General features: G+C 70.5%; 11 protein-coding genes. All 11 read left to right on the top strand.

What is annotated here, in order from left to right; all coding sequences use genetic code 11:
* The first annotated feature begins 41 nt into the window (after positions 1-41).
* The 11 genes from LR393_RS05590 to LR393_RS05640 all read left to right on the top strand — a co-directional run bounded on the left by LR393_RS05590 (position 42) and on the right by LR393_RS05640 (position 11149).
* Complete coding sequence (locus LR393_RS05590; RefSeq protein ID WP_231482102.1) at positions 42-428, top strand: BlaI/MecI/CopY family transcriptional regulator; 387 nt, start codon at positions 42-44, stop codon at positions 426-428.
* Positions 425-1435 (top strand): M56 family metallopeptidase, encoded by a 1011-nt coding sequence (locus tag LR393_RS36195; RefSeq protein ID WP_231482103.1) that lies wholly within the window; start codon positions 425-427, stop codon positions 1433-1435. Before LR393_RS05590 ends, LR393_RS36195 begins: the two co-directional genes overlap by 4 nt.
* A gap of 133 nt (positions 1436-1568) precedes the next feature.
* Positions 1569-2504 (top strand): ABC transporter ATP-binding protein, encoded by a 936-nt coding sequence (locus LR393_RS05600; RefSeq protein ID WP_231482104.1) that lies wholly within the window; start codon positions 1569-1571, stop codon positions 2502-2504.
* A complete protein-coding gene (locus tag LR393_RS05605; protein ID WP_231482105.1) occupies positions 2501-3313 on the top strand; it encodes an ABC-2 transporter permease in 813 nt (270 codons plus the stop codon). The genes LR393_RS05600 and LR393_RS05605 overlap by 4 nt, the downstream gene beginning before the upstream one ends.
* Positions 3314-3344: 31 nt before the next feature.
* A complete protein-coding gene (locus LR393_RS05610) occupies positions 3345-4493 on the top strand; it encodes a sensor histidine kinase (RefSeq protein WP_231482106.1) in 1149 nt (382 codons plus the stop codon).
* A 16-nt stretch (positions 4494-4509) separates the two neighbouring features.
* Complete coding sequence (locus tag LR393_RS05615) at positions 4510-5190, top strand: response regulator (RefSeq protein ID WP_231482107.1); 681 nt, start codon at positions 4510-4512, stop codon at positions 5188-5190.
* Positions 5191-5734: 544 nt separating this feature from the next.
* The gene (locus LR393_RS05620; protein WP_231482108.1) at positions 5735-8743 is read left to right on the top strand and encodes a sensor histidine kinase; all 3009 of its coding nucleotides are present in this window, start codon (positions 5735-5737) and stop codon (positions 8741-8743) included.
* Between the two features lie 3 nt (positions 8744-8746).
* Positions 8747-9172, top strand: coding sequence for a roadblock/LC7 domain-containing protein (locus LR393_RS05625; RefSeq protein ID WP_231482109.1), 426 nt, complete (start codon positions 8747-8749; stop codon positions 9170-9172).
* Between the two features lie 8 nt (positions 9173-9180).
* Positions 9181-9528, top strand: a complete 348-nt coding sequence (locus tag LR393_RS05630) for a DUF742 domain-containing protein (protein WP_231482110.1) — start codon at positions 9181-9183, stop codon at positions 9526-9528.
* On the top strand, positions 9509-10126 hold the full coding sequence (locus LR393_RS05635) for a GTP-binding protein (RefSeq protein ID WP_345718717.1): 618 nt from the start codon (positions 9509-9511) through the stop codon (positions 10124-10126). The genes LR393_RS05630 and LR393_RS05635 overlap by 20 nt, the downstream gene beginning before the upstream one ends.
* A gap of 63 nt (positions 10127-10189) precedes the next feature.
* Entirely contained in the window at positions 10190-11149 is a 960-nt protein-coding gene (locus tag LR393_RS05640) for an ABC transporter substrate-binding protein (protein ID WP_231482112.1), read from the top strand.
* Positions 11150-11189: the final 40 nt, after the last annotated feature.

An 11189-nucleotide genomic window follows, 5' to 3' on the forward strand; every position in this document is an offset into this window, starting at 1 on the left:
CGTACTACGAACCCTCGTACCTGGAGCCGCACAAAGGTAGGATGAGCGACGTGAGCCTGGGCCATCTCGAACGCGACGTCATGGACCGCCTGTGGGCGTCCCCTGCCCCGATGACGGTGCGCGACGTGCACGCCGCCCTGGGCGAGCAGCGCGACGTGGCCTACACCACGGTGATGACCGTGCTCCAGCGGCTGGCCAGGAAGGGCCTCGCCAGCCAGACCCGTGACGGCAAGGCACACCTGTACTCCGCGTCCGAGTCCCGCGAGCAGATGGCCGCCGAACTGATGATGGACGCGCTGGGTGACGTCGGTGGCGCGCAGGCGCGACAGGCGGCGCTGCTGCACTTCGTCGGGCGGATGTCCGCCAACGAGACCGAACTTCTCAAGGCCGCCCTCAGTGGTGGAAGCTCGCCGGAACGCGCTCCGTGACCACCGCGGCCTGGCTCTGGCTGCTCGCGATCACGCTGATCTGGCCGGTGCCGGCCGTTCTCGCGCGGGCCCGGTGGCTGCTGACCGTGCCCCGGCCGGCCGTGGTGCTGTGGCAGGCCGTCGCCGTGTCCGCCCTGCTGGCCGTGTTCGGGGCCTCGCTCGCCACCATCCAGGCCCTGGTGTTCAGCCTCCTGCTGCCCGACGCCGCCGTGCGCGCCGGTGAGCGCCCGGCGTCCCTGTCCGGGATCGACGCCACCGGGGCCCTGCACCTCGCGATCGCCGCCGGTCTGCTCGTCCTCACCGTGGTCGCCCTGGTGAAACTCAACTACGTGGGCATCCAGGTGGCCCGCCGGCTGCGGCGTCACCGCAGCCGCCACCGCGACCTGGTCGACCTGCTGGCCGGCACCGGCATGCCCGACGCCCACGACATCCGGGTCCTCAGCAGCGGCGAGACCGCCTACGCCTACTGCCTTCCCGGCCGCGACGCCCGCGTCGTCATCAGCGACGCCGCCCTCCGTGACCTGACCCCCGAACAGGTCGCCGCCGTCATCGAGCACGAGCGCGCCCACCTGCGGGCCCGGCACGACCTGCTGCTGGAGTTCTTCACCGTGCTCTACGAGGCCGCCGGGCGCCGGGCCGGCACCCAGGCCGCGCTGGAGCAGTCCGCCGTGCTGGTGGAACTGCTCGCCGACGACGCCGCCCGCCGCCTGCACGGCCCCCAGCCCCTGATCGCCGCCCTCGCCACCCTGGGCAGCAGCACCGCGCTGGAGAGCCCCGCCTCCCCCACCCCCCTGACCGGGCAGAAGAGCGCCGGCAGCAGCGACAAGGCCGAGGTGACCGGCCTCGGCGTCCTCCCCCGCCTGCGCCGTCTCGTCGACGCGCCCGTCTCCGTCGCCCCGCCCGGCCTGGCCGCGGCCGTCTACGCTGGGGCCCTGGCCCTGATCGCCGTCCCCACCGGCGCCCTCGCCCTGCCCTGGCTCCTGACCACCTGGCACGCCGTCCGCTGACCCGGGCCTCCAGCGACCGGCCGCGTACGACCAGAGGCATACCCACGTCCCCCGTCAGCCTTACCCGGCCGGCCCCGAAGGCGTGCCGACAGACAGACGCGCACCGACGTCCACCATTTCTAGGCTCGTAGCCATGATCGAAGTGGAGAACCTGCGCAAGGAGTACGGCGACAAGGTCGCCGTCGACGACCTCACCTTCACCGTGCAGCCCGGAACCGTCACCGGTTTCCTGGGCCCGAACGGCGCCGGGAAGTCCACCACCCTGCGGATGATCGCCGGCCTCGACGAGCCCACTCGCGGTCGCGTGCGCGTCAACGGCGCCGACTACCGCCGGTCGGCGGCCCCGATGGCCGAGCTCGGCATCCTGCTGGAGGCCAAGGCCGTGCACACCGGCCGTTCCGCCCGGAACCACCTGCTCGCGCTCGCCGCCACGAACGGCGTGCCGGCCCGGCGGGTGGACGAGGTGATCGAGATGGTCGGGCTGGCCGAGGTGGCCAGGAAGCGCGTCGGCGGGTTCTCCCTGGGCATGGGCCAGCGCCTCGGCGTGGCCGGTGCGCTGCTCGGCGACCCGCGCGTGGTCATCCTGGACGAGCCGGTCAACGGCCTGGACCCGGAGGGCGTGCTGTGGATCCGGAACCTGCTCAAGGCCCTGGCCTCGCAGGGGCGCACGGTGTTCGTCTCCTCGCACCTGATGAGCGAGATGGCCCAGACCGCAACCCGTCTGGTGGTGGTCGGCCGGGGGAAGCTGGTGGCCGACACCACGGTCGACGAGTTCGTCTCCCGCGCCACCGGTAACGGCGTGCTCGTGCGCACCCCCGAGGCCCCGCGACTGCGGGAGGCCCTGCTGCGCCCGGGCATCACCGTGACCAGCGAGGAGCAGGGCGTGCTGGAGGTCTTCGGCCTCACCGCCCAGGAGATCGGCACCGCGGCCTGGCACGCGAACCTGCCGCTGTACGAGCTGACCAGCCGCACCGCCTCGCTGGAGGAGGCGTTCATGCAGCTCACCCACGACGCCGTGGAGTACCGGAACCAGCCCGTCGACCAGATGAAGCAGGAGGTGGCGGTATGAGCACCACGATGATCGAGCGCACCGGGAACCCGGTGAGGGTCACCCAGTCCCGCGTCGTCGCCTCGGAGTGGATCAAGTTCCGCTCGCTGCGCTCCACCGTCTGGACCCTGGTGGCCGCCGTCGGGCTCCTGATCGGCATCGCCGCACTCTTCAGCGCCGTGATGGTCAATCAGTGGGACACGATGGACGCCGGCCAGCGCGCCCTCTTCGACCCGGTCACCGCGAGCGCCCAGGGCAGCACCTTCGCCCAGCTCGCCACCGGGGTCCTGGGGGTGCTGCTGATCAGCGGCGAGTACTCGACCGGGATGATCCGGGCCAGCCTGACGGTCGTGCCCCGGCGCCTGCCCGTGCTGTGGGGCAAGATCGCGGTGTTCACGGCCGTCACCTTCACCGTGATGCTGGTGGCGTCGTTCGTGGCGTTCCTCGTGACCCAGGCCGTCCTGGCGGGCCAGAACCTCGACGTCGCGATGGGTACCACCGGTGTGCTGCGCACGATCGTGGGCGTGCCCCTGTACGTGACCGTGGCCGGGATCTTCGCGATGGCTCTGGGCACCCTGCTGCGCAACACCGCCGCCGGCATCTCCACCCTGGTCGCCGTGTTCTTCGTGGTGCCGCCCCTGTTCAGCCTGCTGCCCTCGAGCCTGGCCGACCCGATCATGAAGTACCTGCCGAACACCGCGGGGCAGGCCGTCTTCGGTAACGGTGGTGACGGGTCCCTGGCCCCGTGGACCGGTTTCGGGGTGTTCTGCGTCTACACGGCCGTGCTGGTCGGCTTCGCCGCGTGGCGCCTGCGCCGGGTCGACGTGTAGCAGCTGTGCAGAAGCGGCGAGAATGAGCAGCATGAGCAGGCGTTCCTGGGCGTTCGACGTGGTGGTCACGCTGCTCGTGATGTCCACGTTCGTCGTCCGGGCCGACGTGCGGGGGCTGAGCGACACCTCCGCCGTGATCCAGATGCTGTGCTGCCTGCCGCTGGTGCTGCGCCGGGTCCGTCCCACCCCGGTGTTCTGGACGCTGGCCGCCCTGTTCTCCACCGTGCCGCTGTGGAGCGAGGTCACCGGCCCGAACCTGGCGCTGCTGGTCGCGCTCTACACGGTGGCCGCGTACCGCTCGCGGCTGCGGGCCGCAATCGCCGCCGTCGGCCTGGACATCGTGTTCATCACCACGCTGAACACGTCGCCGCAGGTCACGCTGACCGACTCGGTGATCTTCACGTTCGCCGCGACCGCCGCCGCGATCGGCCTGGGCCTGTGGACCGGCACCCGCCGCACCTACCTGGCCGAGCTGAAAGACCGGGCCGAGCGCCTGGAGCGCGAGCGGGACCAGCAGCACGAGCTGGCCGTACAGACCGAGCGGGCCCGGATGACGCGGGAGATGCACGACATCGTGGCGCACCACCTCACCGTCGTGGTGGCCCTCAGCGACGCGGCCGCCCGCACGGCGGTGAAGGCGCCGGAGCGGGCGGCCGAGGTGATGCGGCAGGTCTCGGCGACCGGGCGACAGGCGCTGGCCGAGACCCGGCGGGTGCTCGACGGCAACGCCCCGGCCCCGGGCGGCTCCGGCGCCGATCCGCCCGAGCGTGCCCCGGTGCCCGGCCTGGACGGCATCGATGCCCTGCTGGAGAACGTGCGGGCGGCCGGGTTGCCGGTGTCGTACGAGGTCACGGGAAAAATGGAGGACGTGGTGGCGGGCTCGGGCGTCCAGCTCACCCTCTACCGTCTGGTTCAGGAGTCACTGACCAACACCCTGAAGCACGCCGGGGCCGGGGCGAGCGCCCGGGTCGAGCTGTCGTTCGGGAAGGACGAGGTCCTGGTCCTGATCGAGGACGACGGTGGTGGCCGCCGCGCGGAACCGGCTCCCGAGCGTGGGGGCGGGCGGGGCCTGACGGGCATGCGCGAGCGGGTGCACGCCTATGGTGGTGAGGTCGCGTCGGGACCGATGTCCCCGGCCGGCTGGCGGGTCCGGGCCCGCATCGAGGTTCTGCCGGAGTGAGTGAACAGGTGGCGTTGTGATCAAGGTTCTCCTCGTCGACGACCAGCAGCTGCTGCGTATGGGGTTCCGGATGATCCTCGACGCCGAGGACGACATGACCGTGGTCGGTGAGGCCGGCGACGGCCGGGCCGGGGTCGGCATGGCATCGGCACTGAAGCCCGACATCGTCCTCATGGACGTGAGAATGCCTGGTATGGACGGCATCTCGGCGACCGAGGCGATCCTGAAGGCCGATCCGTCCGCCCGCGTGCTGATCCTGACCACCTTCGATGTGGACGAGTACGTGTACGCCGGGCTGCGGGCCGGCGCCAGCGGCTTCCTGCTGAAAGACGCGCCGACCGACGAGCTGATCGGCGCCATCCGCACGGTGGCCGGGGGCGAGTCGGTGCTCGCGCCGACCACCACCACCCGGCTGATCAGCCGCCTGGTCACCCTGCTGCCCCCGGACCGGCACGACGCCGGCGAGGGCCGCACGAGCCGCGACGCCGCCGCCGGGCTGACCGATCGCGAGCGCGAGGTCTTCCTGCTCGTGGCCGCCGCCCGGTCGAACCGGGAGATCGCGCAGGAGCTGCACCTGTCCGAGGGCACGGTGAAGATCCACGTCGGGCGCATCCTGGCCAAGCTGGACCTGCGCGACCGGGTGCAGGCCGTGGTGCTGGCCTACGAGTCCGGGCTGGTCGTGCCCGACCGGGCCTGATCCCCTCTCGATCCTCAGGTGATCAGGCCTCACTACTGCGGGTAGTCCCGGGATCGTTCGCCGATGTCGCCCCAACCCCCCGCCTTGCGCATTCGGGGAATTCCGAAATAAGCACGCCCGGCTTTTGACCGACGGTTAACAAGAAGCATTACCAGAGACATCATTCGTAACACTGATCCCAGATGTTGCACTGTCATGGCATCGCGGGTTCGAGGCAATTTCCGAATCACTGAAATTAACCCGGGATAAAACCGCAATTAACCGGCCGAGCGTCAATCGGATTGAACCCGGATCTCGTTCGAAACATCAGGTTATCCGAGGCGACATCATTCACTCCCGCCACCCCTGATGACCCGGAGCGCATCCAGAATCGCGTTCTGCCAACGAATTCCGTCATTTGGCTGTTCAAGAGGCGCGAAGGACTGGTTAAGTACATCCAGCCGCGACTACTCCTTTACACACAGCTACGAACCATTCGTACGGGTCGGGCCGCCGGGCAAGTGCTTCTTGCCGGGCGGGCCAAAAAGCAGCCACGGAGGAACCGTTGACAGCGGTCCAGCACGAGCCGGCGCAACTCGGCTCCGGTCGGCCGGGACCGTCCCCGGATCCGGCGAACCCAGCCGGCTCCTCGGCCGGCACCGCCTTTCCCGAGCCGCGTCACCGCACGCCCCCGGGGCGACGTGGCGGTAACCGGGCCGGTGACCCGGGCGGCAGCACCATCGGCCGCCGCGTCGCGCGCATCCTGGCGCTGCCCGCCGCGGTGATCCTGCTGCTGCTGGGCATCCTGTCGGCCCAGCAGATCGGCAGCTACCGCGACGCCGCCGCCACCGCCGACGCGGTCACCCTGTCGCTGGAGGTGCAGAAGCTGGTCAGCGCCCTGCAGACCGAGCGTGGTGTGACCGCCGCGGTGCAGGGTGGCAACAGCAGCTTCACCCCCGAGCTCGCACCCGCCCGCAGCCAGGTCGACAGCCAGCGCCGGGTGGTGCAGGGGCTCGTCGGCAACAGTGACGGCGACCGGGCCCGGGTGGACTCCGCCCTCAGCCAGCTCGACGGGCTGACCGCGATCCGGGCCTCCACCGACGCCGGCAAGAACACCGACAGTGCCGGACGTACGGCCACTTTCGAGTACTACACCGAGCGCATCGCCGGCCTGGCCGACGTCGACCTGGGCCTCGGCAACAGCGGCGACACCCAGCTGCGCCGCGGCCTGACCGCCTTCCGCTCGCTGCAGCACGGCATCGAGGGTCTGTCCCAGGAACGCGCCTTCCTCAACGGCGTCTACTCCGCGGGCGGCTTCAGCGGCGACGAGTTCGTGCGCCTGGCCGACATGCGGGCCGAATACCAGTACTCGCTCGACCAGTTCGGCGAGTACGCGACCGCCGGGCAGAAGCAGTCGCTGAGCTTCATCTTCTCCACCGGTGCGGCGCAGGTCGTGCAGTCGTTCGAGCAGACCGCGCTGGAGGCCGGCGACGGCCGGCACCTGAACGTCAACCCGCAGTCCTGGTGGTCAGGCATGGGCACCCTGCTCGCCGACGCCAACCAGCTGGAACAGCACGTCGGCTCGCAGATCCAGGAACGTGCCCACGACCTGCAGCAGGCGGCCGCCGGTCGCATCGGGCTGCTGCTGGTCGCCGTGGTGGTCTGCTTCGCCGGTTCGGTGTACCTGTCCACGCTGGCCGCCCTGTCCATCTCCCGCCCGCTGGCCTCCCTCGCCGCCGAGGCCGACGACCTGGCCGTGAACCGGCTGCCCGAGGCCGTGCGCCGGGCGCAGAACGCCGACCCGGACTCACCGCCTCAACGACCGGAGACCGTGCGTGTCCCCGATCGCGCCACCGACGAGATCCGTTCCGTGGCAACCGCTCTGGACCACCTCCAGACGGCCGCCTACGAACTGGCCACCGAGCAGGCCCTGCAGCGGCGCGACACCATCCAGTCGCTGGCCAACCTGGGCCGGCGCAACCAGAACCTGATCCGCCGCCAGCTCGGGTTCATCACCTCGCTCGAACGTGAGGAGGTCGACCCGAACGCCCTGGCCAACCTGTTCGAGCTCGACCACCTGGCCACCCGCATGCGGCGCAACGCCTCCAGCCTGCTGGTGCTGGTCGACGCGTCCAGCCCGCGCACCTGGTCCCAGGCCGTCCCGGTCGCCGACGTGATCCGCGCCGCCGTCTCCGAGGTCGAGGAGTACCGCCGGGTCGCGCTGCGGCGGGTGGACGAGGCCAACGTGCTGGGCAGCGCCATCGGCTCGATCGCGCACCTGCTCTCGGAGCTGATCGAGAACGGCCTCACCTTCTCCCCGCCCGACAGTGAGGTCGAGGTGCAGGGCCGCCGGATCGCCGACGGCTACCTCATCGCCGTCACCGACCAGGGCGTCGGCATGACCCCCGAGGAACTGCGCGTGGCCAACAGCCGCCTGCGCGGCGAGGGTGACTTCATCGCCGCGCCGACCCGCTTCCTGGGGCACTTCGTGGTCGGTAAACTGGCCCGCGACACCGGTGTTCAGGTCGAGCTGCTGCCCTCCCCGGTCACCGGCGTCACCGCCCGGGTGATCCTGCCGGCCTCGCTGCTGGCCGCGTCGCTCTCGGTCGAGGTGCGCTCGCTCCAGGAGCCGCCGGTCGTCCAGCACTACGACCAGCCCGCCCCGCTGCTGGCCCTGCCCCGTCTCGACCCGCTCGACGACCCGCTGCACGACATCCCCCGGGTGCCGGACGACCCGGGCGAGCTCGTCGACGACGCCCAGATCAGCGAGATCGGTGGGGTGCCCGGCCCCCGGGCCCAGGACCTACCCGTGATCGAGCCGGTCATCGACCGGTTCGACGAGCGCGGGTTCGCCCCCGAGATCAGCCGGGCCCCGGCCCACCGGGATGACGACCCGGCCTTCGACGAAAAGGCTTTCGACGACCAGGGCCTGACCGCCGATCTTCCCGTGCCCGGTCACGTCGCGGGTACTCCCCGGTGGGCGAAGCCGGGTGATCTGGTGGCCCACCAGTTCGAGCAGAGGACGCACGAGGGCCCCGGTGCCGACGACGAGGACCGTGGGGGGCCGGGTTCCCGGCCCGCGAACGGTAACTTCATCGACCTGCGCACCCCGGCCGCCGGTCTGGGGCTGCCCGCGGCCAAGCCGGCTCCCGGCACCCCACCCTCGGGCACCCGCCCGACCGGGTCCCTGAGGCCGGCCCAGGCCCGCACCCCGGGAATGCCCCGCCGGGTGTCGCCGCCCGGCTCCCCTCAGACCGCGGGCATTCCGCTCGCCGGGGGTGCCGGTCCTGTCGACCACACGCAGAACGGCCTGCGCAAGCGGGTTCCCCGCAGCCAGCGGCAGGACGGTGGCGGCCCGGCCCGCACGCCGCGCCGGGTCATCGACCTGGACGCGGCGGCCGAACGCTCCCGGCGGGGGCGGCCGGGCCTGGCCGACTCGCCCGCCGACGTGAGCGCCCGTCTGACCGCTCTGCGCGCAGGGATGCGCCGTGGGCAGGGCGGTCAGGGTGACCGGCCCGGTACCACCGGGACGGTCACGAACACCTCCAGCCGCCCGACGTCAGAGGAGTCCTAGAGGATGAGCGTCCACACCCATACCGACCGGCATCAGTTCGGCTGGCTGCTGGGCAACTTCGTGCACAACACCGACGGGGTGCGGGAGGCCGTGGCCGTCTCGTCCGACGGGCTGCTGATCGCCAGTTCCGACGGCCTGAGCCGCACCGAGGCCGACCACCTGGCCGCGATCGTGTCCAGCCTGTCCAGCCTGGGGCGCTCGGCCGCCCGGCGCTACGACTTCGACGGCCTCAAGCTGGTGATGATCGAGATGAACCGCGGATTCCTGCTGGTCTCCGCGATCGCCGGCGGCAGCTGCCTGGGCGTGGTCGCCGAGGGCGACTGCGACCTGGGCCTGATCGGCTACGAGATTGCATCCCTGGCAGAACGTTTCGGCCCGCTGCTGACCCCGTCGCTGATCTCCGAGTCGCGGCAGCACCTGCCCCAATGAACGCCCCGATGAACGCGGACGCCTACGATGCGGCCGAGGACATGGTGATCCGGCCGTTCCTCCTCACCGGGGGCCGCACCCGGCCGGTGCAGGACGGGCTGAGGGTGGAGACACTCATTCACGCCCGCGACCGGATCACCTCGGCCGGGCTGCGTTTCGAACACCGTCAGATCGTCCAGCTGTGCCGCGAGCCCACCTCGCTGGCGGAGATCTCCGCCGCGCTGAAGGTGCCGTTCGGGGTGGCCCGGGTGCTGGTGTCCGACCTGGTCGCCGACGGCTCGGTAGTCGTCACCCAACGCGAAGAGCTGTCGATACAGCTGATCGAGAGGATCCGCGATCGTGTCCGCGCTCTCTGACCGGTCCGCCGGCCGTCACCCCGGCAACGCCGTCGCCCCGATTTCCGTCAAGATCGTCATCAGTGGCGGTTTCGGCGTCGGCAAGACCACTTTCGTCGGCTCGATCTCCGAGATCGAGCCGCTGCTGACCGAGGCCGACATGACCGACGAGTCGGTGGGCATCGACAACCGTGACCCGGTACCGGGCAAGGTCACCACCACGGTCGCCCTCGACTTCGGCCGGATCAGCCTGGACGAGGCCCTGCGCCTGTACCTGTTCGGCACGCCCGGGCAGGACCGCTACGCCTTCCTCTGGGACGACCTGGTGGAAGGTGCCCTGGGCGCGGTGGTGCTGCTCGACACCAACCGCATCGAGGACTGCTTCCCCGCCATCGACTACTTCGAGGAACACGGTGTGCCGTTCCTCGTGGCCGTCAACCAGTTCCAGGACACCCGCCGCTTCGAGCTGGAAGAGGTCCGCGAGGCGCTCGGCGTCGACGGCCTCGTACCGCTGGTGCTGTGCGACGCCCGCCGGCGCGAATCGGTCAAGAGCGTGCTGGTCGCGCTGACCGAGGAGGTCCTGGTGCGCCGGCTCGCCGAGCAGGCCGCCGCGTACTGAGCGGGCCGATCGACCGGGCCCACCGGCGTCCCCCATTTTTGTTCTGTTCTTCGAGGAGAGACCGTGACCCGCCGCACCCCCCTGATCGCCCGCCTCACCGGGGCGGGCCTCCTGGCCCTCACCACCCTGACGGCCTGCGGCGGGCCGGCGCCCGAACTGGTCGCGGCGCCCGGGATCCAGCCCACGGACTGCGGCACCGTGACACTCGCCGAGAACCCCTGGGTCGGGTACTCGGCCAACCTCGCCGTCGTCAGTTACCTCGCGCGCACCGAGCTGGGCTGTGAGGTCAAGGTGAGTGCCGAGGCGGAGGACGCGTCCTGGCAGCACCTGGCCGACGGCAGCGTGGACGCGATCCTGGAGAACTGGGGCCACGACGATCTGAAGAAGAAGTACATCGACAACGAGAAGGTCGCCGTCGAGGCCGGGCTGACCGGCAACAAGGGCGTGATCGGCTGGTACGTGCCGGAGTGGATGGCGCAGAAGTACCCCGACATCACCAACTGGAAGAACCTGAACGAGTACGCCCACCTGTTCGACGGCAAGTTCCTCGACGGTGACCCCAGCTACGTCACCAACGACAAGGCCCTGATCGAGAACCTCGGGATCGACCTCACCGTCGCCTACACCGGCAGCGAGGACAAGCTGATCTCGGCGTTCCGGAAGGCCGAGGCCGACCGCACCCCGATGATCGGCTACTTCTACTCGCCGCAGTGGCTGCTGTCGGAGATCGACCTCGTCAACATCAAGCTCCCCGCCTACACCCCGGGCTGCGACGCCGACCCGAAGACCGTGCGCTGCGACTACCAGCCCTACGACCTGGACAAGATCCAGAATCGGGAATTCGCCTATTCGGGCAGTCCGGCCGCCGAACTGATCCAGAAGTTCCAGTGGAGCAATGATGATCAGAATCAGGTCGCACGCGATCTGAACGACGGGATGAAGCCCGACGAGGCCGCCCGGAAATGGCTGGACGCCCATCAGGATAAATGGCGTGCGTGGCTTCCTTCCGGCGTCGCCGGTTGATGACAACGCGTATATCCCGGATCGCCCGTTCGGCCCCTCT

Source organism: Kineosporia mesophila (genome assembly GCF_021129235.1).
GTDB classification, from domain to species: domain Bacteria; phylum Actinomycetota; class Actinomycetes; order Actinomycetales; family Kineosporiaceae; genus Kineosporia; species Kineosporia mesophila.

Excerpts from the sequence above, each read along its gene's own strand:
- LR393_RS05610 (WP_231482106.1), top strand. The coding sequence starts at position 3,345 with ATGAGCAGGCGTTCCTGGGCGTTCGACGTGGTGGTCACGCTGCTCGTG.
- LR393_RS05630 (WP_231482110.1), top strand. The coding sequence starts at position 9,181 with ATGAACGCGGACGCCTACGATGCGGCCGAGGACATGGTGATCCGGCCG.
- LR393_RS05590 (WP_231482102.1), top strand. The coding sequence starts at position 42 with ATGAGCGACGTGAGCCTGGGCCATCTCGAACGCGACGTCATGGACCGC.
- LR393_RS05625 (WP_231482109.1), top strand. The coding sequence starts at position 8,747 with ATGAGCGTCCACACCCATACCGACCGGCATCAGTTCGGCTGGCTGCTG.
- LR393_RS05600 (WP_231482104.1), top strand. The coding sequence starts at position 1,569 with ATGATCGAAGTGGAGAACCTGCGCAAGGAGTACGGCGACAAGGTCGCC.
- LR393_RS05605 (WP_231482105.1), top strand. The coding sequence starts at position 2,501 with ATGAGCACCACGATGATCGAGCGCACCGGGAACCCGGTGAGGGTCACC.